At 67.1% G+C, this 26,203-nt stretch carries 31 protein-coding genes; 16 read left to right on the top strand and 15 right to left on the bottom strand.

Annotated elements, in window-relative coordinates; translation table 11 throughout:
• The first annotated feature begins 66 nt into the window (after window positions 1–66).
• From DEJ24_RS01820 to dnaB, 6 genes are all read left to right on the top strand, one after another.
• Window positions 67–1,500 (top strand): CCA tRNA nucleotidyltransferase, encoded by a 1,434-nt coding sequence (locus tag DEJ24_RS01820; RefSeq protein ID WP_111077102.1) that lies wholly within the window; start codon window positions 67–69, stop codon window positions 1,498–1,500.
• 145 nt (window positions 1,501–1,645) lie between these two features.
• Entirely contained in the window at window positions 1,646–2,035 is a 390-nt protein-coding gene (gene rpsF / locus DEJ24_RS01825; protein ID WP_110902892.1) for a 30S ribosomal protein S6, read from the top strand.
• A 3-nt stretch (window positions 2,036–2,038) separates the two neighbouring features.
• Complete coding sequence (locus tag DEJ24_RS01830; RefSeq protein ID WP_110902891.1) at window positions 2,039–2,626, top strand: single-stranded DNA-binding protein; 588 nt, start codon at window positions 2,039–2,041, stop codon at window positions 2,624–2,626.
• 47 nt (window positions 2,627–2,673) lie between these two features.
• Window positions 2,674–2,931, top strand: a complete 258-nt coding sequence (gene rpsR / locus DEJ24_RS01835; RefSeq protein WP_017887834.1) for a 30S ribosomal protein S18 — start codon at window positions 2,674–2,676, stop codon at window positions 2,929–2,931.
• Between the two features lie 14 nt (window positions 2,932–2,945).
• Window positions 2,946–3,398 (top strand): 50S ribosomal protein L9, encoded by a 453-nt coding sequence (gene rplI, locus DEJ24_RS01840; RefSeq protein ID WP_110902890.1) that lies wholly within the window; start codon window positions 2,946–2,948, stop codon window positions 3,396–3,398.
• 647 nt (window positions 3,399–4,045) lie between these two features.
• Window positions 4,046–5,410 (top strand): replicative DNA helicase, encoded by a 1,365-nt coding sequence (gene dnaB, locus DEJ24_RS01845; RefSeq protein WP_111075290.1) that lies wholly within the window; start codon window positions 4,046–4,048, stop codon window positions 5,408–5,410.
• Window positions 5,411–5,747: 337 nt separating this feature from the next.
• Here the strand turns inward: dnaB and DEJ24_RS01850 are convergent, their stop codons facing one another.
• Window positions 5,748–6,620 carry a DMT family transporter gene (locus tag DEJ24_RS01850; RefSeq protein WP_111077020.1) on the bottom strand — a complete coding sequence of 291 codons (873 nt, stop codon included), beginning with the start codon at window positions 6,618–6,620 and terminating at the stop codon, window positions 5,748–5,750.
• On the opposite strand from DEJ24_RS01850, the gene DEJ24_RS01855 reads away from it, so the two are divergent.
• A complete protein-coding gene (locus tag DEJ24_RS01855) occupies window positions 6,619–7,212 on the top strand; it encodes an XRE family transcriptional regulator (RefSeq protein ID WP_111077021.1) in 594 nt (197 codons plus the stop codon). The two genes, DEJ24_RS01850 and DEJ24_RS01855, sit on opposite strands and share 2 nt — an antisense overlap.
• A 209-nt stretch (window positions 7,213–7,421) precedes the next feature.
• On the opposite strand, the gene DEJ24_RS01860 is transcribed toward DEJ24_RS01855, so the two are convergent.
• Complete coding sequence (locus tag DEJ24_RS01860; protein WP_258374483.1) at window positions 7,422–7,832, bottom strand: MarR family winged helix-turn-helix transcriptional regulator; 411 nt, start codon at window positions 7,830–7,832, stop codon at window positions 7,422–7,424.
• Between the two features lie 145 nt (window positions 7,833–7,977).
• Between DEJ24_RS01860 and DEJ24_RS01865 the strand changes: the two genes are divergently transcribed.
• The gene (locus DEJ24_RS01865) at window positions 7,978–8,895 is read left to right on the top strand and encodes an alpha/beta hydrolase (protein ID WP_111077022.1); all 918 of its coding nucleotides are present in this window, start codon (window positions 7,978–7,980) and stop codon (window positions 8,893–8,895) included.
• Between the two features lie 147 nt (window positions 8,896–9,042).
• Here the strand turns inward: DEJ24_RS01865 and DEJ24_RS01870 are convergent, their stop codons facing one another.
• Both DEJ24_RS01870 and DEJ24_RS01875 read right to left on the bottom strand, forming a co-directional pair.
• Window positions 9,043–10,071 carry an alpha/beta hydrolase gene (locus DEJ24_RS01870; RefSeq protein WP_111077023.1) on the bottom strand — a complete coding sequence of 343 codons (1,029 nt, stop codon included), beginning with the start codon at window positions 10,069–10,071 and terminating at the stop codon, window positions 9,043–9,045.
• 22 nt (window positions 10,072–10,093) lie between these two features.
• Window positions 10,094–10,396, bottom strand: a complete 303-nt coding sequence (locus DEJ24_RS01875; protein ID WP_181432748.1) for a YciI family protein — start codon at window positions 10,394–10,396, stop codon at window positions 10,094–10,096.
• 108 nt (window positions 10,397–10,504) lie between these two features.
• On the opposite strand from DEJ24_RS01875, the gene DEJ24_RS01880 reads away from it, so the two are divergent.
• Complete coding sequence (locus DEJ24_RS01880; RefSeq protein ID WP_111077025.1) at window positions 10,505–11,332, top strand: helix-turn-helix transcriptional regulator; 828 nt, start codon at window positions 10,505–10,507, stop codon at window positions 11,330–11,332.
• A gap of 69 nt (window positions 11,333–11,401) precedes the next feature.
• Here DEJ24_RS01880 and DEJ24_RS01885 read toward each other — a convergent pair whose 3' ends face one another.
• From DEJ24_RS01885 to DEJ24_RS01905, 5 genes are all read right to left on the bottom strand, one after another.
• Entirely contained in the window at window positions 11,402–12,241 is an 840-nt protein-coding gene (locus tag DEJ24_RS01885) for an alpha/beta fold hydrolase (RefSeq protein ID WP_111077026.1), read from the bottom strand.
• A 76-nt stretch (window positions 12,242–12,317) separates the two neighbouring features.
• Entirely contained in the window at window positions 12,318–12,611 is a 294-nt protein-coding gene (locus DEJ24_RS01890; protein ID WP_111077027.1) for a DUF1330 domain-containing protein, read from the bottom strand.
• Complete coding sequence (locus DEJ24_RS01895; RefSeq protein WP_111077028.1) at window positions 12,608–13,297, bottom strand: type 1 glutamine amidotransferase domain-containing protein; 690 nt, start codon at window positions 13,295–13,297, stop codon at window positions 12,608–12,610. The genes DEJ24_RS01890 and DEJ24_RS01895 overlap by 4 nt, the downstream gene beginning before the upstream one ends.
• 77 nt (window positions 13,298–13,374) lie before the next feature.
• Entirely contained in the window at window positions 13,375–13,959 is a 585-nt protein-coding gene (locus DEJ24_RS01900) for a TetR/AcrR family transcriptional regulator (protein ID WP_111077029.1), read from the bottom strand.
• A gap of 42 nt (window positions 13,960–14,001) precedes the next feature.
• Window positions 14,002–14,853, bottom strand: a complete 852-nt coding sequence (locus DEJ24_RS01905) for a LysR family transcriptional regulator (protein WP_111077104.1) — start codon at window positions 14,851–14,853, stop codon at window positions 14,002–14,004.
• Window positions 14,854–14,972: 119 nt separating this feature from the next.
• On the opposite strand from DEJ24_RS01905, the gene DEJ24_RS01910 reads away from it, so the two are divergent.
• Entirely contained in the window at window positions 14,973–16,193 is a 1,221-nt protein-coding gene (locus DEJ24_RS01910; protein WP_111077030.1) for a YbfB/YjiJ family MFS transporter, read from the top strand.
• A gap of 91 nt (window positions 16,194–16,284) precedes the next feature.
• On the opposite strand, the gene DEJ24_RS01915 is transcribed toward DEJ24_RS01910, so the two are convergent.
• The 3 genes from DEJ24_RS01915 to DEJ24_RS01925 all read right to left on the bottom strand — a co-directional run bounded on the left by DEJ24_RS01915 (window position 16,285) and on the right by DEJ24_RS01925 (window position 18,455).
• The gene (locus DEJ24_RS01915; RefSeq protein ID WP_111077031.1) at window positions 16,285–16,695 is read right to left on the bottom strand and encodes an ester cyclase; all 411 of its coding nucleotides are present in this window, start codon (window positions 16,693–16,695) and stop codon (window positions 16,285–16,287) included.
• A 9-nt stretch (window positions 16,696–16,704) separates the two neighbouring features.
• Window positions 16,705–17,613, bottom strand: a complete 909-nt coding sequence (locus tag DEJ24_RS01920) for an NAD-dependent epimerase/dehydratase family protein (protein ID WP_181436493.1) — start codon at window positions 17,611–17,613, stop codon at window positions 16,705–16,707.
• Between the two features lie 65 nt (window positions 17,614–17,678).
• A complete protein-coding gene (locus DEJ24_RS01925; RefSeq protein ID WP_111077033.1) occupies window positions 17,679–18,455 on the bottom strand; it encodes an alpha/beta fold hydrolase in 777 nt (258 codons plus the stop codon).
• 51 nt (window positions 18,456–18,506) lie between these two features.
• On the opposite strand from DEJ24_RS01925, the gene DEJ24_RS01930 reads away from it, so the two are divergent.
• The 3 genes from DEJ24_RS01930 to DEJ24_RS01940 all read left to right on the top strand — a co-directional run bounded on the left by DEJ24_RS01930 (window position 18,507) and on the right by DEJ24_RS01940 (window position 20,477).
• The gene (locus DEJ24_RS01930; protein ID WP_111077034.1) at window positions 18,507–18,944 is read left to right on the top strand and encodes a MarR family winged helix-turn-helix transcriptional regulator; all 438 of its coding nucleotides are present in this window, start codon (window positions 18,507–18,509) and stop codon (window positions 18,942–18,944) included.
• A 111-nt stretch (window positions 18,945–19,055) separates the two neighbouring features.
• Window positions 19,056–19,769: an alpha/beta fold hydrolase gene (locus tag DEJ24_RS01935; RefSeq protein ID WP_375334681.1), complete on the top strand. Its 714-nt coding sequence runs from the start codon at window positions 19,056–19,058 to the stop codon at window positions 19,767–19,769.
• 153 nt (window positions 19,770–19,922) lie between these two features.
• The gene (locus DEJ24_RS01940; protein WP_111077036.1) at window positions 19,923–20,477 is read left to right on the top strand and encodes a YbhB/YbcL family Raf kinase inhibitor-like protein; all 555 of its coding nucleotides are present in this window, start codon (window positions 19,923–19,925) and stop codon (window positions 20,475–20,477) included.
• Window positions 20,478–20,500: 23 nt separating this feature from the next.
• Here the strand turns inward: DEJ24_RS01940 and DEJ24_RS01945 are convergent, their stop codons facing one another.
• The gene (locus tag DEJ24_RS01945; RefSeq protein WP_111077037.1) at window positions 20,501–21,082 is read right to left on the bottom strand and encodes a TetR/AcrR family transcriptional regulator; all 582 of its coding nucleotides are present in this window, start codon (window positions 21,080–21,082) and stop codon (window positions 20,501–20,503) included.
• 35 nt (window positions 21,083–21,117) lie between these two features.
• Between DEJ24_RS01945 and DEJ24_RS01950 the strand changes: the two genes are divergently transcribed.
• Window positions 21,118–22,152 carry an amidohydrolase family protein gene (locus DEJ24_RS01950; RefSeq protein ID WP_220033969.1) on the top strand — a complete coding sequence of 345 codons (1,035 nt, stop codon included), beginning with the start codon at window positions 21,118–21,120 and terminating at the stop codon, window positions 22,150–22,152.
• A 387-nt stretch (window positions 22,153–22,539) separates the two neighbouring features.
• Here DEJ24_RS01950 and DEJ24_RS01955 read toward each other — a convergent pair whose 3' ends face one another.
• Complete coding sequence (locus DEJ24_RS01955) at window positions 22,540–23,463, bottom strand: AraC family transcriptional regulator (protein WP_111077039.1); 924 nt, start codon at window positions 23,461–23,463, stop codon at window positions 22,540–22,542.
• 136 nt (window positions 23,464–23,599) lie between these two features.
• Between DEJ24_RS01955 and DEJ24_RS01960 the strand changes: the two genes are divergently transcribed.
• Both DEJ24_RS01960 and DEJ24_RS01965 read left to right on the top strand, forming a co-directional pair.
• The gene (locus DEJ24_RS01960) at window positions 23,600–24,337 is read left to right on the top strand and encodes an SDR family NAD(P)-dependent oxidoreductase (RefSeq protein WP_110902850.1); all 738 of its coding nucleotides are present in this window, start codon (window positions 23,600–23,602) and stop codon (window positions 24,335–24,337) included.
• Window positions 24,338–24,558: 221 nt separating this feature from the next.
• Window positions 24,559–25,206, top strand: coding sequence for a hypothetical protein (locus tag DEJ24_RS01965; protein WP_111077040.1), 648 nt, complete (start codon window positions 24,559–24,561; stop codon window positions 25,204–25,206).
• 18 nt (window positions 25,207–25,224) lie between these two features.
• Here DEJ24_RS01965 and DEJ24_RS01970 read toward each other — a convergent pair whose 3' ends face one another.
• Window positions 25,225–25,713, bottom strand: a complete 489-nt coding sequence (locus DEJ24_RS01970; RefSeq protein ID WP_111077041.1) for a hypothetical protein — start codon at window positions 25,711–25,713, stop codon at window positions 25,225–25,227.
• Window positions 25,714–26,203 lie beyond the last annotated feature (490 nt).

Below are 26,203 nucleotides of genomic sequence, written 5' to 3' on the forward strand. Positions count from 1 at the left end.
CGCGACCATGACAGCAGGCGAGCGCGCAGGTGCTCGCGCCCACTATCTGGGATGATCGACGGCGTCATGCAGTCCGTAGCCCAGGCCGTCGAGCGACTCGACGCACTCGCCGCCACCGACACCGTCGACGTCCTCGCACGGGCGTTCGCCGCCGCCGGTCACGAGCTCGCGCTCGTCGGCGGGCCCGTCCGGGACGCCTTCCTCGGCCGTCCGGTGACCGACCTCGACTTCACGACGGACGCCCGACCCGACGCCGTCCTGGCGATCGTCGAGCCCCTCGCCAGCTCGACCTGGGACGTCGGCCGCCAGTTCGGCACCATCGCCGCGATGGTCCGCGGCGAGCAGGTCGAGATCACCACCTACCGCAGTGACGTCTACGACGGCGAGACCCGCAAGCCCGAGGTCACCTTCGGCGACACCATCGAGGCCGACCTGCTCCGCCGCGACTTCACCGTCAACGCGATGGCGCTCCGACTCCCCCAGCGCGAACTCGTCGACGTCCACGGCGGCGTCGAGGACCTGCTCGCGCAGCGCCTCGCGACGCCACAGGCGGCTCGGGTGTCCTTCCGCGACGACCCGCTCCGGATGATGCGCGCGGCACGGTTCACGGCCCAGCTCGGGTTCACCGTCTCCGACGACGTCCGTGACGCCATGTCCGACCTCGCCGACTCGATCGAGAACATCTCCGCCGAGCGCGTGCGGGACGAACTCGTGAAGCTCCTGAACACGGCGGTCCCGGTCGAGGGTGTCCGGCTGCTGGTCGACTCCGGCATCGCCGAGCGGATCCTGCCCGAGCTCCCCGCGATGAAGCTCGAGATCGACGAGCACCACCACCACAAGGACGTCTACGAGCACTCGCTCACCGTCCTGACGCAGGCCATCGGGTACGAGGCCGAACGCCACCCCGGCGACGCCCCCGACACGGTCCTGCGTCTGGCCGCACTGCTGCACGACATCGGCAAGCCGGCGACCCGGAAGCTCGAGCCGGGCGGCGCCGTGAGCTTCCACCACCACGACCTGGTCGGCTCGAAGCTCGCGAAGAAGCGGCTCCGCGCCCTGCGCTTCGACAACGACACGATCGCCTCGGTGTCCCGCCTGATCGAACTGCACCTGCGGTTCTTCGGCTACACCGAGGGCGCCTGGACCGACGCGGCCGTCCGTCGCTACGTCCGGGACGCCGGTGACCAGCTCGAGCGGCTGCACGAGCTCACCCGCTCGGACGTCACCACCCGGAACCGTCGGAAGGCGGACCGGCTCGGGTTCGCGTACGACGACCTGGAGGCCCGGATCGCCGTCCTCGCGGAGCAGGAGGAACTCGACTCCATGCGTCCCGACCTCTCGGGGGACGACATCATGCGGATCCTCGACATCCCGCCGGGGCGCGCGGTGGGCGAGGCGTACCGGTTCCTGCTCGAGGCGCGGATGGACGAGGGGCCGCTCGGACCCGAGGACGCCGAGGCGCGCCTCCGCACGTGGTGGGCGTCCCGCGACGCAGGCTGACCACTCCACCGGTGGCGCGCCTCCAGGCCGTCCGCTACGATGGGCAGGTTGTCTCGCGCGCATTCAGCGCGCCGAGGCACATGCATCAACCCTCCTGCCCCGGGAACTGCCCGGGGCCGCTGAGACCAGAGGAGGTGGGTTCCGCATGCACCAGTACGAACTGATGGCGATCCTCGACCCCGAGATCGATGAGCGCACCGTCGCTCCCAGCCTGGACAAGTTCCTCGCGGTCATCCGCAACGACGGTGGCACCGTCGACAACGTGGACGTCTGGGGCCGTCGCCGGCTCGCTTACGAGATCGCGAAGAAGAACGAGGGCATCTACGCCGTCGTGAACTTCACGTCGTCCGCCGACTCCGCCAAGGAGCTGGACCGCCAGCTCGGTCTCTCCGAGGCCGTGCTGCGCACCAAGGTCCTCCGCGCCGAAGAGGGCATGGCCCAGGTCGCCGCGCAGAAGCAGCGCGACGAAGCCCGTGCCGCCCGCAAGGCCGCCAACGCGTCGGCCTCGGCCGCCACGACCGCGAGCGCCGAGTAGCCCGTGGCCGGCGAAACCGTCATCACGGTGGTGGGCAACCTCACCGCGGACCCGGAGCTGCGCTACACGCAGAACGGGCTCGCCGTGGCGAACTTCACCATCGCGTCGACTCCTCGCACGTTCGACCGTCAGGCGAACGAGTGGAAGGACGGCGACGCGCTGTTCCTCCGTGCGAGTGTGTGGCGCGAGTTCGCCGAGCACGTGGCGGGGTCGCTGACGAAGGGCTCGCGCGTCATCGCGCAGGGTCGTCTCCGTCAGCGTTCCTACCAGGACCGTGAGGGTCAGCAGCGGACGAGCATCGAGCTCGAGGTCGACGAGATCGGCCCCTCGCTCCGGTACGCGACCGCCCAGATCACCCGTGCACCGGGTGGCAGTGGTGGTGGCGCCGGTGGTGGCCGTGGCCAGGTCGGCGGAGGCAACTCCTCCGGCGGCAACGGCGGCTACAACGGTGGCGCGTCCGGTGGCAACGGTGGCGGTCAGTCCGACGCCCCGTGGTCGCCGCAGGGTGGTCAGCAGGGTGGCGGGAACGCATCGTCGAACGACGTGTGGTCCACCCCCGGCGGCACCTACGACGACGAGACCCCGTTCTGATCCTCAGCGGTCTGACGACACAACTTCTTCTTCTCTAAGGACACACAATGGCTGGAAAGAGCACCGGCGATCGCCGGAAGCCTCGCGGTAAGGGCGGCAAGAACGCCGCTCCCGCGAAGTCGATCAAGGTCGGCGTCATCGACTACAAGGACGTTGCGACCCTTCGCAAGTTCATCTCGGAGCGTGGGAAGATCCGCGCCCGTCGCATCACCGGCGTCTCCGTCCAGGAGCAGCGCCTCATCGCCCGTGCCGTGAAGAACGCCCGTGAGATGGCGCTCCTCCCCTACGCCGGCTCCGGCCGCTGATCGGAGGTCGACGAATGTCGAAGCTCATCCTCACCCACGAGGTCTCTGGCCTCGGTTCCGCCGGTGACGTCGTCGACGTCAAGAACGGCTACGCCCGCAACTACCTGATCCCGCAGGGCTTCGCCGTGTCGTGGTCGAAGGGCGGCGAGAAGCAGGTCGAGTCGATCCGTGCTGCTCGTACCGCACGCGAGCTCGCCACCATCGAAGAGGCACAGGACCTCAAGATGAAGCTCGAGAACGCCACCATCCAGCTGTCGGTCAAGGCCGGCAAGGACGGTCGTCTCTTCGGCTCCGTCCGCCCGGGTGACGTCGCTGACGCCGTCCAGGCGCAGGGCGTCGGCTCGCTCGACAAGCGCAAGGTCGAGGTCCCCGCGACCATCAAGACCGTCGGTGACCACGAGGCCACCGTGCGTCTGCGCGAGGACATCGTCGCGACCATCTCGCTGAAGGTCGTCGCCGCGAAGTAGTCCCGGTCGCTGCTCCGGCAGCACCAGCACCGCCGGAAGGGCGGGTCTCCCCCAGTGGGAGGCCCGCCCTTCTCGCAGGCCCGGGGTGCACGTGGTGTCTCCGCCCCGTACGGCCGGTCGACGGGGACTGTTCGACGGACGCCAACCTCGTGGTCCCGGGCGTGTCGGCGGGTGTCGAGAACGTCCTGGAGGCGCGTGCCGGTCGAGCACGTCCGGCACCCGAAACACGACTGGCTGGTTACGTCCTGCTCGGTTCTGCCACCTGGGAGCCAGCCGAGTGTGACGGGACGCGGGTCCCGTTTGTCAAGTCGGTTCTGCACAGTGACAGGCTCGAAGGGCAACCTTCGACTCACGCTTGAAGCCGAGTTCTCCACACATGGTGTGGATCAGGAAACCCCAGGTCAACAGTCGAAAGTGTGTTCTCCGGTGGAGTTATCCACAGTGGAGTACACAGCCCTCCACACAGGAGTCCGGCGTGTTCCACGACCTCTCCACAGAGTTGTCCACAGGGCCGTTTGCTGGGGATAACTCCGTACCCGTAGCTTGAGCCAGCGACTCGGGGATGTCGGTCGCCCGGGGTAGAACTGCTCGGTGGGGAACGGTCCACCGGGCCGTCCGCCAGCACCGCCAAACACTGAGGAGCACGTGTGTCGATCGCGCATCTGGACCCGGCCCCCCGGGAGTACGCCGAGCGGAACAACGACCGCACTCCCCCGCACGACATGCTCGCGGAGCAGTCCACCATCGGCGGAATGATGCTGTCGAAGGACGCCGTCGCCGACGTCATCGAGACCGCCCGCGGCGTGGACTTCTACATCCCCAAGCACGAGGTCATCTTCGACGCGATCCTGTCGCTCTACTCCCACGGCGAGCCGACCGACGTCATCGCCGTCACCGACGAGCTGACGAAGACGGGCCTCCTGTCCCGTGGCGGCGGCGCCGAGTACCTGCACAGCCTGACGAGCATGGTGCCCACCGCGGCGAACGCCGGCTACTACGCCGCCATCGTCGCGGAGAAGGCGGTCCTCCGCCGCCTGGTCGAAGCCGGCACCCGCATCGTCCAGATGGGCTACGCCAGCGAAGGTGAGGTCACCGACCTCGTCAACAGTGCCCAGGCCGAGGTCTACAACGTCGCCGGCGGGGTGCAGACCGAGGACTACGTCCCCCTCACCGAAGCCATCGGCACCGCCATCGACGAGATCGAAGCCGCGAAGGGCCGCGACGGGCAGATGACGGGCGTCCCGACCGGGTTCGCCCAAATGGACGCCCTGACCAACGGCTTCCACCCCGGACAGCTCATCATCGTCGCGGCACGACCGGCACTCGGCAAGTCGACCCTGGCGCTCGACCTGTGCCGCTCAGCAGCCCTCAAGCACAACCAGACCGCCGCGTTCTTCTCGCTCGAGATGGGGCGCGCCGAGATCGCCATGCGCCTGCTGTCCGCCGAGTCCAGCGTGCCCCTGCAGAACATGCGCAAGGGCACCGTCGACGCCCGCGACTGGACCACCATCGCGCAGACCCGCGGACGCATCAACGACGCTCCGTTCTTCATCGACGACTCCCCCAACATGACCCTCGTCGAGATCCGCGCCAAGTGCCGTCGGCTCAAGCAGCAGCACAACCTGAAGCTCGTCGTCATCGACTACCTGCAGCTGATGACCTCCGGCAAGAAGGTCGAGAGCCGCCAGCAAGAGGTGTCGGAGTTCTCGCGTGCGCTCAAGCTCATGGCGAAGGAGCTGCAGGTGCCCGTCATCGCCCTGTCGCAGCTGAACCGTGGACCCGAGCAACGTGCCGACAAGAAGCCCATGATCTCCGACCTGCGTGAGTCCGGGTCGATCGAGCAGGACGCCGACATGGTCATCTTGCTGCACCGCGAGTCGGCGTACGAGAAGGACAACCCGCGTCAGGGGGAGGCGGACCTGATCGTGGCGAAGCACCGCAACGGGCCCACTGACACCATCACGGTGGCGTTCCACGGGATGTTCTCGCGGTTCGTGGACATGCCGCAGTAGGGGAGTTGTTGTCGTCCGTCAGCTAACGTGTCCGATTGCCACTCAACGTGTCTGAAATACCAACTTGGACGCGTTGTTTGGCAGCGACGACGATGAGGCCCTTGTCGTGCTCGGGGCAGTGCGTAGTGTCGAGTTGCGCGACCGGTCGGTGGCCTCGGCTCGCATGTGGCTGCAGAAACAACGTGTCCAACGCGCAGCCTTACGTGTCCTCAAGGGGCCGTCTGACACGTTGCGCTGCATCTGGCAGTGGGTGGTTCCTGACGATCGACTACCGAGGGAATGGCGCTGGTATTACATGTCAGCGACACCGTTAGGGGCGAGGTGTGATTCACAGCCGTCAGCGGTGGTCAAATGCACTGAGGAGGGAGCTGGCAAGGATGAGGACAGCACCAAGGATCGCGATGGCGGGAAGTTGTTCGCCGGCGAAGACGCCGATGATCGCGGCCCAGACAGGTTCCCCTGCGTAGATGATGGTCGCGCGGGTCGGTGACACGGTCCGTTGCGCCCAGTTCATCGTGAGTTGGATCACACAGCTCGCGGCGCCGAGAGCCGCTGCTGCCGACAACCACACCCACGAGAAGTCAGGTGGCCGCTCGCCGACCACTGGCATCGTCGCGAGCCCGAGCGCTCCAGCAACGAGCAGTTGCACGACGATGACGCGGCCCAGGTGGACCTTCCCGGCGAACCAGCCGATGAGGATGATGTTGACTGCGATCGGGAGCGCGCTGACGACTGTTGCGATCTCGCCCGGGCCAACGGTGAGACCTGCTCTGGCTGGATCTGCGATGAGCACGAGCCCACCGAAAGCAAGAGCTACCGACACCCAGGTGAGAAGCTGCGGTCGCTTCTTGAACACGACCCATTGCAGGACCGGAACGAGCGGTACGTACAGGGCGGTGATGAAGGCGGAAGTCCCACCGCCGATGGTCTGCAAACCGACAGCCTGCAGGCCGTACCCGAGGAAGACCATCGCTCCGATGGCTGAGCCCGCGAAGACCTCAGCTCGACTGAGCTGACCGAGCCCTCGGCCGAAGACCAGCACGCTGATCATGCCCGCGATGAGGTATCGCGTCCCGACGAAGAACCACGGGCCGCTCTGCTGCACGGCAACGTGGACGATCGTGAAGGTCGCACCCCACACGACGGTGACGATCAGGAGTGAGAGCTCCTGCCGGGAGACCGATGGAAGCCGTCCGAAGGTGTGCAACATGCTGCACAGCGTAGAGTGCACGATTGTGCACGCAAACAGTAACGAGGCAGCGGGCGTGCTGGCGCATGTCAGCGAGAACGTTCGTCGCTACCGATCGGCAGCCAACATGAGCCAGCTCGCGCTCGCCGAACGTGCGGGTATCAGCCGCCGCACTGTCATCAAGTTGGAGTCCGGTGAGGCGAACATCAGCCTGTTGGGACTTGACCACCTTGCGGAGGCGCTCGGAGTCACGTTCGTCGACCTCGTTGCTGCCCCCGCCGCCCAGCACACCGACATCAACGAAGTCACGTGGCGAGGGAATGGTCCGACCAGCGCTGCGACCCTGCTGGCATCAGTACCCGCGAGCAAGAACGTGCAGCTCTGGTCCTGGGTACTCGAACCCCGTGACCGATACAACGCGGAGACCGACCCGGAGGGGTGGTCAGAGATGATCCTCGTCATCGAAGGGTCGGTCCGGGTGGAGTTCGAGTCCGGCACGACGGAACTCCACGCAGGTGATCATTTGGCTTTCCCGACCTCTCAGCGGTACTCCTACTTCAACGCCGGACCGGCGCTCGTCCGGTTCGTCCGCGTCGTCGCCACTCAGAAGTGAAGCTCTTCTCGCTTGCAGGCGGTAAGTTCGCGATCGACCAGTCGAGTCACGAGGGCCCCGAACGCCTGATCGCTCTGAAACGTTGCGGACTCCCATCAGGAACTCTTGTGATTTGCGCGTCAGTGTCCCGATAGTCGATCGGCTATCGAACCCGTCGGGCGGAGCTGCGACGTTCCTCGGTCTTGCGGCTTGTAGCGGGAGAAACGTCGCTAGTTGAGCAGTTTTGCCAGTAGTCGTTGCAGTTCCGCCTGCTCGTCGGTGTCGAGGCGCACGAGCCATTCGTCGAATTTCGCGGACAGGACTTCGAGCGCCTCGTCGAGGGTCTGCGCACCTTCTGGAGTGACAGCGAGGCGGTGGCGTCGGAGGTCGGCAGGATCGATTTCCCGGCGGACGAAGCCCTTGGCCTCGAGGCTCTTCAGGTACACGGTCACGCTGGCTTTGGGCAGGACGAGCCGATCGGCCAGCTCCGCGGGGTACGGGCAGTCGTCGACTTCTCCGAGCACGAAGAACTCCTTTGCCTCCAGCCCAAGGGCCTCGATGTCCGGGGCGCAGTCGTTCATGACGCGGGTGAGCACCTGGTGATTGAGCGACCAGATGCGCGCAGCGTTCGATGCGGGCAAGTGATTCCTTCCCAAAGTGGTACAGTTTCGTACTAGTTCCGATCGGAACAATCGGCTCGATGTACTGTCTGAATGTCGAACAAGCCTAGCAGCACGCCACAATCCTCCTGGAAGGGACTCCTTCACCGTGTCTTCAACGCACGACGTGACGTTCACCAACGACACCTTCGACCTCGCCGGCCAGTTGCACCTGCCAGATGGTTTCCGCGAGGACCGCACGTATCCGGCGGTCGTGATCTCCACCCCGGGCAGCAGCGTGAAAGAGCAGATCGGTGCCAACTACGGCCGAGGCCTTGCCGATCGCGGCTACGTCGCGCTCGCCTTCGATCCGGGCTTCCAGGGCCAGAGTGGTGGCCACCCACGCGACCTCGAGAACCCGGCCGCACGGGTCGATGACATCCGGTTCGCCGTCGACTACCTCACGACGCTTCCGTGCGTCGATAACGCCCGGATCGGAGCTGTCGGCATCTGCGCCGGTGGTGGCTACGCGGTCAGTGCGACCATGACCGACCATCGGATCAAGGCGCTCGGAACGGTCGTGCCCGTCAATGTCGGGCGAGCATTCCGCCAGGCCGATACCTCCTCGACGGGCTCCGTGATCGCGATGATCGAGGCCGTGGGTGTCAATCGCACGGCGGCCGCTGCTGGCGAAGACGTCGACCGCAACATGTGGATCCCCGACACGGAGGAACAGGCGGCGGCTTTCGGCATCACTGACGTTGACACCCAGGAGGCGGTGCGGTTCTACCGGACCTCGCGCGGCTACAACGAGCACTCCACCAATCGCCGCTACTTCACCAGCGATGCGATGATGCTCGGCTACGACGCCTTCAACCTCGTCGAGGAACTCCTCACCCAGCCGCTCCAGATCATCGTCGGCGGGCGGCTCGGGACCACGTTCTCCTACTCGGACGGGCTCGCGCTCTGGGAGAAGGCGCCCAACGCCAAGAACTTCCACGTCGTCGAAGGGGCGGGCCACTACGAGATGTACGACGAACCGAAGTACGTCAACGAAGCGGTCCAGACCCTGAACACTTTCTTCCAGCAGCACCTCGCCAACTGAATCGCCCGACAACATCTGCCGCCAACGTCGAGGGCGCACTGCCGCTCGTGAAACGCCACGAGTCGCAGCGCCCGCTGAACGGTCCCTCACCGGTCGTTCCGGCTCGTCCGGTGGCCCGCTCGTCGGGGTCGCCAGCTCGTCAACGGTTCATGATGCCCCAAGGGTGCGGACGACGTCGTGAACCGCGGTCCAGAGCATCAGCCCGTCCTCCCACGGCATAGCGTGCGGGCCCGCGGCGCGCCGGCTTCGCGCCGTGAGCAGCCCCTGGACGCTGAGGAGGGCCTCCTGCATCGTCTCGAGTTGGTTCATCGGCACGAGCTGGTCCGACTCGCTCTGGTCGAGCACTACGAGCCGGGGGACAAGTCCCCGCTCCAGCCGGTACCGAATCGCTTCTGAATCCAGCCGTGCGGGGCTCGCGCCTGACCATCGCGAGCGGTCCCCGAACGCGTGAGAGAGGAGGTTTTCGTACTCCGCGGCGACGTGCTCGTGGGTTGAACCTGGCCGGTCGACGAGGTTGGGAAGGTCGTACAAGCCGTTCACTCCGTAGAGCGCCGCGGGCGTCGGCGGCGTCAGATCTGGGTCGAGGCCGAACGCTTCGGGCCCCAGCAGTGCCGCTTGGAATGAAAGGCAGGCGCCGGCGCTGTGGCCGCTGAGGATGTACGAGCGATCGGCGAGGCCGAGCGTGCGCAGGAACCGGATGCCCTGCAGTACGTCTCGGAGGTGGTCGGGGTGTACCGCCTCACGGGCCGGGTCGAGCTGACCGATGCTCCCCGGTTCATACGGATCGGTCGGGTGGGTGGGGAAAGGTGAAATCGAGTAGTTCAGCGATGCCACAGCTCGGATCGATCCGCCGTCATCGCGGAAGGCATGTGCGACCGTTGCCTCGATTGACCTCCCGGTCAGGTGCGGATCCCGCCACGCCCCACCATGGACGTGCACCAGCGTGGCCGGGTGTTCGCTCGCGAGGAGAGAACCGAGGAACGGTCTGACCGGGGACCCGACCAGTTCCTGCGTGCCGGTGGTGAGCGGCAGATACAGGTCGACGGTCTGAAACCGGTTCGCCCCCGGTGCCGTCGGCACGTCGAGGGCGCCGACTACCGGGACCGGCGCGTCGAGCCGTGGACTCGCGACTTCCTGGATCATCCAGGTGTTCGTCTGCCCTGTCATGTTCGTCATGCGTCTCCTCGCCGCGATGCGGTCAGTTGGCGAACGCGGCGGACGCGGGGCCGACGATCGGGCGCCAACTGTGGACGCGCTTCGTTGTCACGACCTCGTTGACGACGAACGGGTCGTTCCCGACGATCTCGTCGATGCGGGCACGGTCAGCCACACGGTAGACGAGCAGCCCACCGGGGGCCTCGCCGTCACCCCACGGTCCGGAGAGCAGCAGTTCACCCTGCTGGAGTCGTTCGCGGAGGTAGGCCAGATGCGCGGGGCGGTGCTCGTCCTGCAGCGTGGTGTCGTCGGGGTAGGAGTACTCGACGGTGTAGATCTCGGTCATGGTGGTTCCTTTCGTGGTTACCGAGGACAACTGTCGCGCCGTCGTCGACGGCTCGGGTAGGACTGCGGATACCAGCGAGGAGCCGCATCGGGACCGCATGATGGGGTCATGGAAGACCGCGGCGACCTGAGCAGACTCCTCACGACCTGGCGCGCCCGGTTGCGGCCTGCGATGGTCGGTCTGCCGGCGGTGTCATCTCGGATCCCCGGGCTCCGACGCGAGGAGGTCGCTATGCTCGCCGGCGTATCGGTTGACTACCTGGTCCGGCTCGAACAGGGCCGCGCACGACGTCCATCGATTCAGGTCGCCCGGAGCCTCGCCCGGGCACTGCAGCTCTCGGTTGGGGAACGCGATCAGTTGTTCCGGGCGGCGGAGCTGCCCATCCCGCTCCCGAGCGAAATGCCGACCCACATCCCGCCGAGCGTGCAGCGCCTCCTGCTGCGCGCGCCGGAGATCGCGATCGGCGTCTACACCATCGACTGGTCGCTGCTCTCGGTGAACCCGTCGTGGCAGGCGCTGCTCGGACAGCCGCCGAAGGACCACAACCTCATTGAGGCGCACTTCACCGGTACCGCCCCTGAGGTGCTCATGAGCCGCGCCTACATCGAGCGCTTCGAGCGTGCGCTCGTCACCGACATGCGAAACGCGGCCTTGCGGTACCCGAACGACGAGACCGTGCAACATCGGCTCCGCCGGCTCCGTGCCATCGCCCACTTCGAGGAGATCTGGCGCGAGGGCTCGTCCGTTGAACAGCAGTCCGAGCCGAAGACGTTCAACCACCCGGTGGTCGGACCGATCACCGTCGACTGCGATGTCTACACAGCGGTCGGGACCGACCTCCGCGTCATTACCTACACCGCCGAACCCGGATCAGAGGATGCGTCAAAGTACGACCTCGTCCGTGCGCTCGGCGTACACAATCCCGCGGCGGTCTGACTGCCGAGGAACGACGACGGCCCCGGAAGCGCCCTCGGCAGGTCCGGGGCCGTCGTGCTCGCCGAGGGATCAGGACTCGGCGAGCCAGGTGCGCAGAACCTTGTTCACCTCGGTGGTGTGCGTAGTGAGCAGGCCGTGCGGGGCGCCCTCGATCTCGACGTACTCCGCAGCCGGCAGGGCCTTCGTGAAGCGTCGGCCGGTGGCGTCGATCGGCAGGATGTTGTCCGCCGTACCGTGCACGATGAGGGCGGGGACGGTGACCTTCGGGATGTCCTGGCGGAAGTCGGTCGGCCAGGTCAGCGGTGCTGCAGCGGACGCGATCGAACCCGAGCCGGCCGCGATGTTCCAGGCGTTGCGGACCTGCTCCTCAGAGATGCGGGTGCCGAGGTTCTCCGACAGGTTGAAGAAGTCCTGGTAGAAGTTCGTGAAGTACCCGTACCGGTCCTTCTCGACCTCGGCGGAGACGCCCTCGAAGAACGACATCGGGGCTGCGCCGTCGGGGTTATCGTCGGTGATCGCGAGGAACGGCTCGAGCGAGGCGAGGAACGCGACCCGGGCGATCCGGTCCTCACCGTGGCGCCCGATGTAGCGGGCGATCTCGCCGGTGCCCATCGAGAATCCGACGAGGATCACGTCCTGCAGGTCGAGGGTCTCGAGGACGGTGTGCAGGTCGTCGGCGAAGGTGTCGTAGTCGTAGCCGGTCGAGGGCTGCGAGGACTTCCCGAACCCGCGGCGGTCGTACGTGATGACGCGGTAGCCGGCCTCGAGGAGCATCGGGATCTGCCCCTCCCACGAGTTACCGTCGAGGGGAAAGCCGTGGATGAGGACGATCGGCTGCCCCTGGCCCTTGTCCTCGTAGTGCAGTGCGATGTCGACGCTGTTCTCAGTTCCGACGGTGATGGTGCTCATGATGGTGTCCTGTCTCGTGGATTCGGTGCTGACCGTTGTCAGCGGCGGTTGAGGTGATCTGCAGGGTGTGACGGCGTCAGTGCTCGACGCCAGGGACGATCAGGACGCGGTAATCGGCCGCGGCCTGACGGTGGGGGAGAGCTGCCTGGTATGCGGGGCTGTGGTACCAGGCAAGGGCGTCCTCAACGGTCGGGAACTCGTTGACGAGGATCCCGTCCACGGGTACGCCCTCGAGGGTGGTCACCTCGCCGTACCCGATCATCGGAGTGACCGGGTGTCCGGCACGTGCCGCGCGGGCGGCGGTGACGTAGGTGTTGAACTCGTCCTGGTCACGCAGCGCCTCGCGGATCATGACGACGTAGGCACTCACGCGCTCATCGCCTCGAGCTTTGTGAGGAGAGCGTCGGCGGCGGCTGCCGAGGACGCCGGGTTCTGACCGGTGATGAGCAGACCGTCCTCGACGACGTAGGACTCCCAGTCGCCGATCTTGCTGTAGTCGCCGCCGAGCCGCACCAGCTCGTCCTCGACCAAGAAGGGCACGACGTCGGTGAGGCCCACGCCCTCTTCCTCGGAGTTCGTGAAGCCGGTGACACGGCGGCCCTGCACAAGCGGGGTCCCTTCCTCGTTTGTCACGTGACGCAGCACGCCCGGCGCGTGGCAGACGAGCGCAATCGGCTTACCGGAGCGGAGGGTGTCCTGAATCAGCGCGATCGAGTCCTGGTCCTCGGCGAGGTCCCACAGGGGACCGTGGCCGCCCGGGTAGAAAACGGTGTCGAAGTCGGCGACATTCACGCTGTCAAGCCGGATGGTGTGCTCCAGTGCCTCCGTTGCGGTTGCGTCCTGCTCGAACCGGCGGGTCTGGTCGGTCTGGTTCGCCGGCGCGTTGCTCACGGGGTCGAGCGGCGGTTTGCCGCCCTTCGGCGAAGCCAGGGTGATGTCAGCACCGGCTTCGACGAAGCGGTAGTAGGGCGCGGCGAGTTCCTCGAGCCAGAAGCCGGTCTTCCGGCCGGTGGTGCCGAGTTCGTCATGTGAGGTGAGGACCATGAGGATCTTCATGAAGACGTTCCTTTTCTAGTAGACCGATCAGTTATGAGCGGGGGTGCGCCCATGTGACTCGAGTGAGTCGACGCTGGTCAGGCGTGCAGGAGCTGTGCAGTCAGGGTGAGAGCTCTGTCCAGGGGCCCCATGTTGCGATGGATCTTCGCCATGACACTCGCCCCGAGCCACAGGTCGTACAGCATCTCGGCGGTGGCTGCGGGGTCATCTGCGCCTGCGAGCGAACCGTCGGCAAGGCCGAGTGGGATCATCTTCGCGATGCGCTCCGTGATGGAGGTGGTGCCTTCCATGAAGACCAGACGCATGGACTCTGACAAATCAGCTACCTCGGCGCCCAGCTTCACGGCAAGACATCTGCCCTGGCAGTCATCGAGGCTCTGAAGCTCCCGCCACCCCCGGAAGTACTGCATCAGGCGGTCTGCCACTGATCGGTCCTGCTGCGCGAGCAAATCGTCCATCATCACGAGATGGTCGCGGAAGTAGTCCCGCATCATCACCTCACCGAACACGTCCTTCGACTTGAAGTAGTAGTAGAAGGATCCGCGCGGGACACCGGCTTCAGCCAGGATCTCGTTCAGTCCGACGGCGGCCCAGCCCTTGTGGGCGGTGGTACGCCGTCCAGCGTCCAGGATGGCCTGGCGGGAGTCGGTATCGGTGGGCATGTCGGAACCGTAGCACTAGTAGACCGATCAGTTACAACTTCCTCAGGAAGTTGCTGCCTTAGTGCTCGCTGCGACGAACCGCCGCTTCATCTGATCCCGGTCCCCGAGGACAAAGCCGAGCGACACCGAGCTCAGGGGAGCATCGACGAGGGGGACGAACCGGATCGTGGGATGGATGGTGCGCTGCGCAGCCAGCGACGAAACGACTCCGATGCCGCGTCCGGCCGCGATGGTCTCCAGCCACTCGTCGTAGTTCGCGGTCTCCACGAACGTGGCCGGGCCACTGCCTGCCGTCCATGACCACGGGCCAACGGTGCCCGTGGTGGCATTGAACACGAAGGGGTGGCGATCAAGCGCCGCCCAGGGCACCGGCTGGTCCCGCGGGAGATCAGCGCGGGTCGAGCAGATCAGAACTCGCTGTTCCTTCAGGATCGGGAGGACTCGGACGCCTGCCGGGACGTCGCGAGGATCTCGAAGCACCGCGACGTCGACGTCTCCGCGGAGCAACGCATCGATCGGTTCATCCGTCCGGACGAGGGTCACCGGCCCCTCGCCAAGGCGCTCGTACTCAGCGATTGCGTCCTGCGCCCACGGCGTGGGGAGCAGCCACGTGAACGCCAGCCGCAGGGGCAATGCGGACCGCGCCGAGGACACGGCGCGGTCGACCGCGGCCACGGCAGACTCTGCCTGCTCATAGAACCGCGTACCGGCCACGGTCAACCCGACGTGACGGGTGTCTCGGTCCAGTAGGCGTACCTCGAGGAGCTGCTCCAGCTGCTTGATCGTTCGTGTCAGCGCCGGCTGCGTCACGAACAGCTGCTCCGCCGCACGGGTGAAGGAACGGTGCCTGCCGACCATCAGGAACGCGCGCAGGTGGCGCAGTTCGACGTTCATGACCGCCAAGCATAGGTGCGCCGTGGCCGGCAATTCCGCTTCCGTTCAGGCGCTCCTAGCGTCACTCCTGCAGCCGGAACCGCTGCATCCCCCCTTCATCACCCTCCGACGGGAACCCCATGGCCATCACCGCCACCGCCACCCACACGATCTCCCTCCCGTCACTGCGGGTGTCTTCGCCCGGGATGGTCGTGCTCCAGGGTGCGGCAGCTCTGGCCGCCAGCACGGGCATCGCCCGCTTCGTATTCACCCCGATCCTTCCGCTCATGCAGACCCAGGCGGGACTGTCCGTGAGCGACGGTGCCGGGCTCGCGACGAGCAATTACGTCGGTTACCTGCTCGGCGCGCTTCTGGGCATCAGCGCTCCGGGGTTGGTCCGGTCACGATGGGTGATGCGGTTCGCGATGCTTCTGACGGTTGCGACGCTCGCACTCATGCCCGCAGCGTCCGATACGTCCTGGTGGACCGCCTTCAGGTTCGTCGCCGGGCTGACCAGCGCCCTGGTGTTCATCTATGCGACCTCCGCGATGATCTCCCACCTTCGCGAGGTCGGCCCACACTTCGTCGGCTGGGGCTTCGGCGGTATCGGCACCGGCATCGCCTTGTCCGGTCTTGTTGTCGTCGTCGTCCGAGCAACGTCGACGTGGCAGGCCGCCTGGTTCATCGCCGCCGGGCTGACCGCAGCCCTCACCGTCGTCGCCTGGAGGCTCCGTCCGGCGACGGTCGAGCAACGGCCATCTGCATCGTTGGACCAGGCGCTACCGCCCACCGGGAACCGGTTCGCGGCACTTGTGGTGAGCTACGGATTTGAAGGGGTTGGGTACATCATCGCCGGCACCTTCCTCGTCGCCGCTGTCGGGCAAAACGGACCAGCCTGGCTCGGTGACGGCGCATGGGTCGTCGTGGGTCTCGCCGCGATTCCCGGCGCTGCGTTGTGGACCGCGCTCGGCCGTCGGTGGAGCCGCCCGACGCTGCTCACCGTCGCACTCGGCGTACAGGCCGTTGGCGTCGCCCTTGCCGGGGTGCTCCCCGGCAGCGTCAGTGCCCTGGTCTCAGCGGCGCTCTTCGGTGGCACGTTCGTCGGGATCAGCTCGCTGGCCCTCGCCCTCGGCGCCTATCTGCAAGTCCCGCGCGCCGTCGCGCTCCTTACCACCGGCTACGGCATCGGACAGATCCTCGGACCGGTCCTCTCCCGCCCGTTGCTCACCGCCGGGTACAACGGCCCGCTGCTGCTCAGCGGGGTGGTCATCGCCGCTGCGGCTCTCGCAGGTCTCGTCGTCCGGTTCCGTTTCCCGCATCGCGTGGGCGCCACGATCGAGCCCTCGCGATCGTCCCGATAGATCCCGACCAGCCCGATGGCTCGCGACACCGCAGCTACTGCTGTCCAGCACGCGAGCCGCTGAGAACACCGGATCCGCCCGTCGTACCTCCTCAGGTGCCGGGGGAGGCGAGCGCATCGCGCAGCTTCACGTCCAGGTCACCTCGGCACACGATGAGTTTTCCGTCAACTACTCGGTAGAAGACCATCTCCTGCACCATCACTGTGCGGCCGGTGGGTGCGATCCCGAGGAATTCGCCCTGATGCGTACCGGCCCCGTGGACCAGCGCGGCAATCCACTCGCCCTCGATCACAAGCCGCTCCATTGTCCACCGGTAGTCGGGGAACGCATCGGTGATTCTGCGAACGCCCGCGACGTAGTCGCCCACACCGCGAACGGAGCCCTCGAGCGAACCGTCGACCTCCGGGTGCACGTATCGGGCGAGGTCCTCAAAACGGCGGTCGTTGCATGCGGCCAAGTAGGACATGTACCACTGCTGACTCAGGGACTCCCGGCCGGGCATGAGCCGATCCTACGGCTCGAGCGGGAATGAGCGCGGCATGTAGGAGCCGGATCGGATTTCGTCGATCAGTGTCGGACCGTTGGGTGCCCCGCCGAGCGCTCGAGCTGCGGAAGAGTCGATGCTGGCGTTGAGGAGGAGCGGGTCGGCGAGGGGCCCCAAACGGTGCCGTGCTTCCTCGGGGGAGTCGCCGTGGATCTGTCCGGCGAGCCCCTGAGCGTCGCTGAGGGCGCGTGCCAGCGTGTCCATCGGCACCGATTCGGTGTTCGCGGCGATCACGTAGGGACCGGGTGCGTCGTGTTCGAGGACATGAACGAAGAGAGCCGCCGCATCGTCGACGTGGACGTTGGGGAACGCCTGCGCCGACCCGGGGTAGCGCAGCTGGCCGTTCTCCGTCGGAGCGTTCGCCAGCAGTGCCACCAGTCCGCCGCCGTGACCGTAGAGGTTCGCCGGTGCGACCATCGTCGCGTGTACCGTGCTGGCAGCCACGCGGATCCGGTCGAGGACCGCCGGGCGCCACGCGACGATCACTGGTGGCGCATAGGGGCTCGCTTCGTTGAGTCGTCGTCCTGAGCCGTGGATCCAGCTTCCGCCGGTGTGGACGTAGCGCTGGTCCGTACCCGCGAACACGTCGAGCACGGTGTCGAGGATCCGGCCGTCGAACGCAGCGCTTCCCGTGTCATTCGGGCTCGCTGCGTGGACCGCACCATCCACGTCCGTGAGCTCTCCACGGAGCCAAACGTCGTCGAGGACGTCGCCGAGACGCGGGACGATGCCAAGGCTGCTGACACGGTCGGCGGCTTCAGAGGTTCGTACGTGACCGAGTACCTCATGCCCGTTGGCGAGGAGCTGCTTCGCGATCGCGCTACCGAGGTAGCCGGTCGTACCGGTGAGAAAAACCTTCATTGGTGCCTTCTTCATTCGAGATGTATACGAGCGGGTGGATTGGGGTGCCGACGTCCGGGCCACTCCCTGTCGGCTGGACATCACGAGCGGGCGATGAAGGGGTCGATGGCCGCCCAGGTCGCCGCAGGGTCTTCGAGGTGCGGGAGGTGTCCGGCGGCGGGCACAGCGACAAACGAGGCCCCGGGAATCGCGTCGGCGACGGCCCGACCGTAAGCGGGGGTGACGACGCGGTCGCTTTCGCCGTACACGACGAGCGTCGGCACGTTCACCGAGCCGAGACGGCCCAGAAGTGTGGTGTCGCTCATCGCACGGCCAGCGACCGCCGCCATCGTCTGGGCGTTCGACTGCAGGATCGCCCGCTGCTGGTCGGTGAACGAGGCGGGGTCCATGTACCCCCGCTCGGGGTCGTGCCAAGCCACTTCCGCCAGCCCCCGGGCATCGAGGGCGAAGAAGTCCGCGATGGGCTCGCCGTCGACGACGGCACCGATCCCGTCGATGTCGACCATTGCGCCGATAAGACCCCTGTACCGGACGTCGGCGGCCGCCTGGATGGCCATCTCCAGCGCGATCCACCCGCCGATGGAGGAACCCACCAAGAGCACGTCGCGGCCCCCGTCGGCGAGCAGGTGATCCAGGTAGGCGCTCGCCAGCGCGGGGATCGAATCGATGTCATCGGGACGTGAAGTGCCGTTCCAGCCTGGGTGGGTCGGGGCGAGCGTGTGGAACGTGGGGGCGAGGTGGCCGACGATCGGCGCGACGGTCTGGGGGCCGCCGCCGCCGTGCAGAACGAGCGCAGTTCTGGCTTCGGGGTTGCCGGCTTCGAGGACTTCGAGGTCGACGGGGAGGGGGATGGTCATGGCACTGCCTTTCTCAACATGCTTATCTAAGAATGTTGATACGCTAACACCGTGACAACCAATCTGGAAGCGCTCGGGCAGGCGATGAAGCGGGCGCAGTACCGCAACCACCGAGCAGCCGATGCGGCGCTGCGGGACGTCGGTGTGTCACTGGTGCAATGGGACGCGCTCCGGGCGATCGATCGGATGCCGCACGCATCCGGCCACGACCTGGCCCTCGCAACGTTCCAGAGCGACCAGGCCTTCGGAACCCTCGCGACCCGGCTGGTCGACCGCGAACTCGTCGTCCGCTCTCCCGGGACGGGGCGCCGGGTCGAGCACACCCTGACGGACGAGGGCCGCCGGGCGCTCGAAGACGGCCATCGCATCGTGGCCGACGTGCTCGACGAGCGCTTCGCTCCCCTCGACGAACAGCTCCGAGCAGCCCTCGCACGAATCCTCGCGAAGCTAAACGGCGACGACGAGAGCGTCGGACCCGGCTCGGCGTGACTGTCGTGTATTGGTGATGTGCCGCTGTAGGTTCGGCGTGTGCTCGCGTCTGCCCGTGGTTCTGGCCGTCCGCTTGTCGCCCTTCACGGGTTCGGGGTCGACCACCGGATCATGCTGCCGCTCGAGCAGATGATCAGCGACATGCCGTGGCGCCGGCTCTACCTCGATCTGCCTTGGGCTGCCGGCTCGACCGGGTCGGCTGCGGCGAGTGCACTCGACGTGGCCAACGAAGTCCTCGCAGCGATCAGCGACCACCTTGGTGACGAACCTTTTGCCTTGGTTGGCCAGTCGTACGGCGGGATGCTCGCCCGCCACATCGCACACGTGCGGCGTGGGCAGGTCCTCGGTCTCGCCACGATCGCGGGCGTCACCGAGACGGAGCACCGGGCTCGACGTGTGCCCGAGCGCACGGTCCTGGTCATCGAACCGGCCGCCCTCGAGCGGGCAGGGGATGCCCGCGAGGCGTTCACTACAGCGCACGTCGTCCAGACGACCGAGACCTTGGACGCGTTCATAACCTCTGTCCTGCCCGGCGAACGGGACGCGGACCAGGCGGTGATGGAGCGCATCGCGGCACGGTACGGCCTGCCCGTCGAACCCGAGATCGCGCATCCGCTGCCCTTCACGGCACCATCCCTCCACGTGTTCGGTCGGCAGGACGACGTGGTCGGTTACGAGGACGGATGGCTCCTCCGCGAGCACTACCCCCGTGGGACGTACGCAGTCCTCGACACCGCGGGCCATGGTGTCCACCTCGAACGACCCGGATTGACCGCCGCGCTGATCCGAGACTGGCTCAGCCGGGTCGACGACGTCGAGCGATAGACGTACATCGAATCAGAGGCGACGACGGTCAGATGAACGTCGCAGTTCCCCGTATCACAGCCCCTGTAGCGCAACTTCGACAGGGCGGGGGATCGTCGCGGGGCGCGGTGCTCCGTCGGGACGCCGTGAACGGCCCGGCGATACGGTTGTCCGATGACCGTTGGGTCCTTCCTCCGTCCGTTCCGCGCTGGCGAGCAACACAGCGTGTGGAACCGTCCGGCGCTGCGCGCTCCTGACACGATCACGGTCAGAAGTGATGGGTTCACTCCGAACGGGCGAATCCCCGCGGTGCACCGGGGTCAGGGGGCGGGGGAGAACCGGTCCCCGTCACTGCACTGGGACGATGTGGACGGCGAACGCGTCCGGGCTCTGATGATCGTCCTCGAGGACGTCGACGTACCGCTGCCTCGACCTCTCGTGCACACGCTCGGTGTCCTGGATCCTGGAACGCAGCGACTGGCGGAAGGTGGCTTGAGCACCCCGACGGCCGGCGTCCAGTTCGCTCGAGCAGCCTTTGGTCGGACCGGGTACCAGGGGCCAAGGCCGCTTCCTGGCCACGGGCCGCACCGCTACCTCTTCGAGCTCTACGCGCTCGACATCCGGCTCGATCGGTTGACCACGGCTGCGGAGGCGCTTCGCCGAGCGGCGGACCACGTCGTTGCACGTGGCCGGCTCGTCGGCGTCGATGAACGCGGCGCGACCGGTTGACGATTTCCGGAGCGGTGTCAGTCTCAGCGGTCTGATTGCGGAGTGATCGTCGACACCGCGGCGGCTAAGTCGTCATACGCGGCATCGAGGTGGTCGGGCAGATTCTTGTCTGGATCACGGATCCATGCGGCCGCAGCGTGCTGGTACGTCGCCCATCCCATCGCTGCGACCAGGTCGGCGACCGCGGCCGGGACTCCACGGTGCTGCAGTGCCGAAGCCAACGTCTCGGTCAGCATCGCCGCCTTCGCGAGATCACGTTCCCGCAGTGCCGGAGTGGCGGCAATGACGTTCATTCGGGCGAGAGCAGCGTCAGCGTCCTGTTGTTGCGCCTCAGCTGCGCGCGTGAACGCACGACGCAGCACCTCCGCCGGCCCGAGGCTTTCTGGCGCACCCAGGATGTCATCCGCCAGGGTGCTCCGGGCGTGCTCCTCACCGCCGAACAGCACTTCGCGCTTGTCCGGAAAGTGTCGGAAGAAGGTGCGGAGGTTGACGTTCGCGGCCGCGGCGATCTCGGCCGTGGTCGTGCCCTCATACCCGTGGGTCGCATAGAGCTCCAACGCGGCCGCCTGAAGTCGGGCGCGCGCTTCTTTCCCACTCCTCGGCATGCTCCGAGCATACGCAGTCCGGCGAGGGTTGCGCCATGAAGTGGCGCAACGTAACGTCACTGAGTGGCACTACGCCGAGCGTTGAGGCCCTGGGCCTGAACGCTCAACCCGAAGGAGTTCTCATGCACAACCACGCACTGATCGACATCCACGCCCACTTCACGGCACCCACTACGAACGACGCCCGTGAGGCAGCCTGGCGCGCGATGCGCGCCGACAACTTCATGGCACCAGCCCCGCATGAGTGGTCTCCGGAACGCGCCATCAGTGCCATGGACGCGAACGGGATTTCCATGCAGCTGCTCAGCACGGTCCCGACGACGCACGATGCCCTCGTGGCCAGCAACACGTACGGCGCCGCCGTTGTCGCAGAGTCCCCGGGCCGCTTCGGCCTCCTCGCGGCGCTCCCCAACGACGACCCGGACCTCGCGCTCAGCGAGATCCGGCGGGCGAGGACCGAGCTCGACGCCGACGGCTTCGCGATGAGTACCACCTACAACACCGTCAGCATGGCCGACCCTCGCCTGGAACCGGTGTGGAACGAGTTGAACGACGCGGCCGGCGTCGTGTTCGTGCACCCCGACACGACCATCCCGTCCCGGCTGGGGCTGCCCACGCCGCTCATTGAGGTCACGTTCGAGACGGCACGCGTGATCACGAGCATGCTGTACGCCCGGGTGTTCTCTCGATTCCCGGACATTACCTTCGTCCTCGCGCACTGCGGTGGGGCACTCCCCGGACTGTCGGGGCGTATCGCGCTCATCGGAACGGAAGCGTGGGTGTCGAACCCGAACCGCGTCACGTCGGAAGAGTTGCGCGCGCAGATGCGTCAGCTCTTCCTCGACACCGCAGCGTCCGGAACGGACGCTAATCTCGCGGCCGCGCTGCAGATGGTCCCCGTCGAACACATCGTCTACGGCGGCGACTCTGGAGTGCCCTGCACCGACGACGAGTCCGTAGCTGGAAACCTCGCCGCCTTGCGGAACTCCTCCGTGCTCCACCCAGACGACATGACCGGAATCGCTCGGCGCGCGCTCGCCCTGTTCCCGCGCCTCAGCGATCGCCTTTAGAGGCGTGATCGGCGTGTCAATGTTTCGGTGGAACATTTTCGCCGAGCGCTTCCTCACTTAGGCACCGCTCTGCAGATCTGATGTCCGTCGCAGACGGGGCGTCCCAACCTCAAGACGGGCCTCCGCAGACCCTCCGAGGCTCCTACGGCTCCAGATACAGCAAGGGCACATGCTGGTTGCTTGATCATCGCGACGAGAAGGGGAGCGAGGGGCTCACTGCCGTTTCCAGGGTGTGGTTCGGACGATCCCCACCCAGGGGAGGGTGCGGTTCGCAGCACCTCTTCCGACGACGCTCGGCGCAGCTCAGGTGCCGATCGGTCTCGCCGCTGGCCCATTGGACCTGGGCTGACCGCGCGACTGCTCGCTCGTCATCGTGGTGGGGGGCGATCACGAAGCGGCTGCGACCCGCCCTCGGAACGCCGCCGGCGACACCCCGACGTGCCGCTTGAACGCCGCACTGAACGCACTCTCCGAGCCGTACCCGAGCGTGAACGCCAACGCCCCGACGCGGGTGTCGCTCGAGCGCAGTGCACGCTGCGCCAGCAGCATCCGCCAGGCGATCAGGTAGGCCAACGGGGGAGCCCCGGCAGCCTCGCGGAAGCGCGCCGCGAACGTGCTGCGCGACATCGACGAGGCGCGGGCCAGGTCCTCCAGGCTCCACCTCCTCGCCGGTCCGTCGTGGATCAGGTCCAGTGCGGGCCGGAGCTGCTCGTCGGCCAGGACCTTGAGCCACCCGGCCGGCAGTTCGGCGTCGTCCGCGAACCCGCGGACGACGTCGAGGACCAGCAGCTGCGCGTACTGCCGCATCGCGAAGTCCGATCCCATCCGGCCTCCGGTGATCTCGCTGAACAGCCGTTGCACGTGACCCCGTGCCTGCGCCCCGACCGTGCTGTCCGCGCCGACGTGCATCAGGGGTGGCAGGACGCGGAGCAGCAGCTCTCGGCCGGTGGCGTTCAGGTCGATGCGGCCACCGATGACGATGTCCACGTCGCTCGCCGCAGCATCGGCGTCCGAGATCCGCGATCCAGCCGTGGGCGGCTCGACGACCACGGGGTCTTCCGGGCCGTCACCGCCGTCGAGTGTCAGCCACGACCTCCCGTTCAGGACGGCGACGTCGCCGGCGTCGAGGCGGACCGGCGCCGCGGCCCCCTCGGTCTCCAGCGTCGCCCACCCGCGGACGACGGCGATGAACTTGAGGTCGTCGTCGATGACGCTCCGGGTGTGCCACCGGCCACGGAGGGCCGAGCCGCCGGACACGACCCCGCGGACCTCGATGAGGTCGAGCACCTCGGACAAACGATCGACGGGCATACCCTGGACTCTAGGACATGAAAAGGCGACGGAGCATAATTCTGGATGCGACCGCAAGGCCACAGGCTGGTCTCCGGACCAGGTTCCCCTGGTCACGTCGTCACACCGCCTATGGGCGGCACGGAAGGACCACACCATGACTGCACCCCTGATCGCCCTGGTCACCGGAGGCAACAAGGGCATCGGCCGCGAGATCGCCGCACAGCTCGCGCGCCTCGGCCACACCGTCGTCATCGGCGCACGGAGCCTGGAGCGCGGGGAGGAGGCTGCGGCGGAACTCCGGGCAGACGGTGGCACCGTCACCGCCGTCGCGCTCGACGTGACCGACGCTGCCTCGGTCGCCGCGGCCGCGGAGCACGTCGCAGACGCCTACGGCCGGCTCGACGCGCTGGTCAACAACGCGGGGATCAGCCACCAGCCCGGCGCCGACCCCGCCGGGCAGCTGCCGCGGTCGGCCGACGTCGATCACGTCCGGGCCGTGTTCGAGACGAACGTCTTCGGCGTCATCACCGTCACGAGCGCGTTCCTGCCGCTGCTGCGTCGCTCGGCGTCACCTCGGATCGTCAACGTCTCGAGCAGCGCGGGGTCGCTCGCCGCCATCTCGGACTTCTCCAACACCGATCCGATCGCCCTCGGGTACGTGCCGTCGAAGACCGCGCTCACGGCCGTGACGATGATGTACGCCCGCGACCTGGCGTCGGAGAACATCCTCGTCAACGCCGTCTGCCCGGGCTTCGTGGCGACGGACCTGAACGGTCATCGCGGTCTGCTCACGACGGCGGAAGGAGCCCGGTCCGCCGTGACCATGGCGACCATCGCCTCCGACGGACCGACCGGGACCTTCACCGACGTCAACGGGCCGGTCGCCTGGTGAGGCGACGGCGGCGGGTGGCTCGCGCGCCACGGGGGCCGCGTCGAGCCTGACGGCGGTCAGCTAGGCTCGATCCACCCCGGTTCCGTGACCGACCTGCGAAGGCGACCGGGGTGCACGGTGGGGCGTGCGGTCAGGAGTGGTCCCGGCTGCCTTCACCAGAAGCCGGGGCGACCGCTGGGGGAGCGGAGCTGTTCTCTCGGCGCAGTACCTGAGGGGACACCATGTCGTTCAAGCACGTCATCACCACCGTCGTCGGGATCACGGTCGTGACCGTCGCGCTCGCCGGATGCTCGTCGCAGTCGGGGGAGTCCGCTCCGATCACGGCACCGGCGGAGCCGTCGCAGAGCCAGGCTGCGGAACAGCAGACGCCGAGCCCGACGCCGAGCAGCAAGCCCGCTGCGTCCGGTGAGGTCGACGTCACGTCGGACAAGATCACCGACGACCAGATGGGCCACACCGTGCAGGCCGACAAGGTCGTGCGGAACTTCCCGTGGACGTCGGCGCAGTCGGGGCTCGCGGACCGTGACGACAACGAGCAGGTCCTGGTGCACGTCGCGGTGACCGCGGGGGAGAAGTACTACTCGACGGTGGACTGCCTGGCGATCCGCGTGCAAGCCCACGGCAGCACGGAGTCGTACACGTCCCAGGGCACGACGTCGGTCGTCGAGGACGCGATGAAGGCCGCCGGCTACCCGGCGCTGACGAAGGTGGACCAGGGGCAGTCCGGCGAGGGCTGGTGCGCCTACTCGGTGACCGACCCGTCCGACGTGCTCGACCTGGAGTACCAGCGCAACGCCGCCGCGTCGAACGACGGCACGCAGATCACGGCGAAGGACTTCACCGCGCCGATGACGCCGGTGGCGTCCTGACGGCGACGGAGCCCGCCGTCACTCGCCGTTGCCTTGCATTTGGAGAGCGTTCCCATCGGCGCACTCGGACACCGCGGTGATCGTGTAGCGCTGCTCGCCCGCCAGGAAGCTGATGGAGGTCGTCGGCCCTCCGACCCCGCGAAGGCCGAGGAGCGGGTCTGCACCCCCGCTCTTGTACGGCTTGGTCGTGATGCCCGCGCTTTCCCAAAGCTTCTTCACCACGGCGACGTCCTGAGCGGGGTCACCGTGCGGTCCCTCGAGCGCCGTGATGGAGCTGTAGGCCGCACCGTCGCCGCCGTTCCCCTTGGTGCACTGCTCGACCGACGGCCCGCTGTACACCTGCCAGTCGCCGTCGAGCGACGTCGTCGACCGGTCGACGATGTCCTGCAACGACAGCCGAGCCTCAGTAGTACTGACGGTCGTGTTGGCTCCCGACCGCGTCGGGTTCTCGCCGCTGCACCCCGTCAGCGCGAGGATCGCGGTCATCGCACCGACGACGACGATCACCGAACCGGTTCGTTCCCCCCGTGGACTCACGGTCAAGAACCCGTCTCGAGATCGACGTCGGGAGCGGTCTGCCCCGTGGATTGGTAGCCCGTCATCGTGTCCCCCTGCCCTGTGGTGGCGCATTCGACCCCCGCAGCCATCGACGTGTTCCGATCAAGGTCACCAGTCTGCTCCGCCGTCCACACCCGTGACCACCGGCCCGGATGGACCTCGGCGCAGCGGGCTTCCTGCTGAAGGAGACCGACCCCGAGGGCTCCGCCGAGTACGTCCGGGTGCTCACCCGCGGCGAAGTCGGTGAACGCTCGACGTGATGCGTAGAGCCGACGACGGTCAGTCGATGGTGGGTGTCAGGAGACCGACGAGTTCGTCACGGTCGGACGGCTCAGCGACGTTCCGACGGACGGAAGACCAACTCCATGGCTCGACCATGACGATCGAGAACCTCACCGTTGTGTCTCAGGGCTTGATCGGCTCGTGTTCCTGCGGAAGG

It is taken from the genome of Curtobacterium sp. MCPF17_001 (assembly GCF_003234615.1).
In the GTDB taxonomy this organism is placed as follows: Bacteria; Actinomycetota; Actinomycetes; order Actinomycetales; family Microbacteriaceae; genus Curtobacterium.

What these genes read in the sequence shown, in the direction of transcription:
- DEJ24_RS01820 (WP_111077102.1), top strand. Translation starts at nt 67, where the DNA reads ATGCAGTCCGTAGCCCAGGCCGTCGAGCGACTCGACGCACTCGCCGCC.
- rpsF (WP_110902892.1), top strand. Translation starts at nt 1,646, where the DNA reads ATGCACCAGTACGAACTGATGGCGATCCTCGACCCCGAGATCGATGAG.
- rpsR (WP_017887834.1), top strand. Translation starts at nt 2,674, where the DNA reads ATGGCTGGAAAGAGCACCGGCGATCGCCGGAAGCCTCGCGGTAAGGGC.
- rplI (WP_110902890.1), top strand. Translation starts at nt 2,946, where the DNA reads ATGTCGAAGCTCATCCTCACCCACGAGGTCTCTGGCCTCGGTTCCGCC.
- DEJ24_RS01855 (WP_111077021.1), top strand. Translation starts at nt 6,619, where the DNA reads ATGCTGCACAGCGTAGAGTGCACGATTGTGCACGCAAACAGTAACGAG.
- DEJ24_RS01850 (WP_111077020.1), bottom strand. Translation starts at nt 6,620, where the DNA reads ATGTTGCACACCTTCGGACGGCTTCCATCGGTCTCCCGGCAGGAGCTC.
- DEJ24_RS01870 (WP_111077023.1), bottom strand. Translation starts at nt 10,071, where the DNA reads ATGACGAACATGACAGGGCAGACGAACACCTGGATGATCCAGGAAGTC.
- DEJ24_RS01875 (WP_181432748.1), bottom strand. Translation starts at nt 10,396, where the DNA reads ATGACCGAGATCTACACCGTCGAGTACTCCTACCCCGACGACACCACG.
- DEJ24_RS01880 (WP_111077025.1), top strand. Translation starts at nt 10,505, where the DNA reads ATGGAAGACCGCGGCGACCTGAGCAGACTCCTCACGACCTGGCGCGCC.
- DEJ24_RS01885 (WP_111077026.1), bottom strand. Translation starts at nt 12,241, where the DNA reads ATGAGCACCATCACCGTCGGAACTGAGAACAGCGTCGACATCGCACTG.
- DEJ24_RS01895 (WP_111077028.1), bottom strand. Translation starts at nt 13,297, where the DNA reads ATGAAGATCCTCATGGTCCTCACCTCACATGACGAACTCGGCACCACC.
- DEJ24_RS01900 (WP_111077029.1), bottom strand. Translation starts at nt 13,959, where the DNA reads ATGCCCACCGATACCGACTCCCGCCAGGCCATCCTGGACGCTGGACGG.
- DEJ24_RS01905 (WP_111077104.1), bottom strand. Translation starts at nt 14,853, where the DNA reads ATGAACGTCGAACTGCGCCACCTGCGCGCGTTCCTGATGGTCGGCAGG.
- DEJ24_RS01910 (WP_111077030.1), top strand. Translation starts at nt 14,973, where the DNA reads ATGGCCATCACCGCCACCGCCACCCACACGATCTCCCTCCCGTCACTG.
- DEJ24_RS01915 (WP_111077031.1), bottom strand. Translation starts at nt 16,695, where the DNA reads ATGCCCGGCCGGGAGTCCCTGAGTCAGCAGTGGTACATGTCCTACTTG.
- DEJ24_RS01920 (WP_181436493.1), bottom strand. Translation starts at nt 17,613, where the DNA reads ATGAAGAAGGCACCAATGAAGGTTTTTCTCACCGGTACGACCGGCTAC.
- DEJ24_RS01925 (WP_111077033.1), bottom strand. Translation starts at nt 18,455, where the DNA reads ATGACCATCCCCCTCCCCGTCGACCTCGAAGTCCTCGAAGCCGGCAAC.
- DEJ24_RS01935 (WP_375334681.1), top strand. Translation starts at nt 19,056, where the DNA reads ATGCTGCCGCTCGAGCAGATGATCAGCGACATGCCGTGGCGCCGGCTC.
- DEJ24_RS01940 (WP_111077036.1), top strand. Translation starts at nt 19,923, where the DNA reads ATGACCGTTGGGTCCTTCCTCCGTCCGTTCCGCGCTGGCGAGCAACAC.
- DEJ24_RS01945 (WP_111077037.1), bottom strand. Translation starts at nt 21,082, where the DNA reads ATGCCGAGGAGTGGGAAAGAAGCGCGCGCCCGACTTCAGGCGGCCGCG.
- DEJ24_RS01950 (WP_220033969.1), top strand. Translation starts at nt 21,118, where the DNA reads ATGAAGTGGCGCAACGTAACGTCACTGAGTGGCACTACGCCGAGCGTT.
- DEJ24_RS01955 (WP_111077039.1), bottom strand. Translation starts at nt 23,463, where the DNA reads ATGCCCGTCGATCGTTTGTCCGAGGTGCTCGACCTCATCGAGGTCCGC.
- DEJ24_RS01960 (WP_110902850.1), top strand. Translation starts at nt 23,600, where the DNA reads ATGACTGCACCCCTGATCGCCCTGGTCACCGGAGGCAACAAGGGCATC.
- DEJ24_RS01965 (WP_111077040.1), top strand. Translation starts at nt 24,559, where the DNA reads ATGTCGTTCAAGCACGTCATCACCACCGTCGTCGGGATCACGGTCGTG.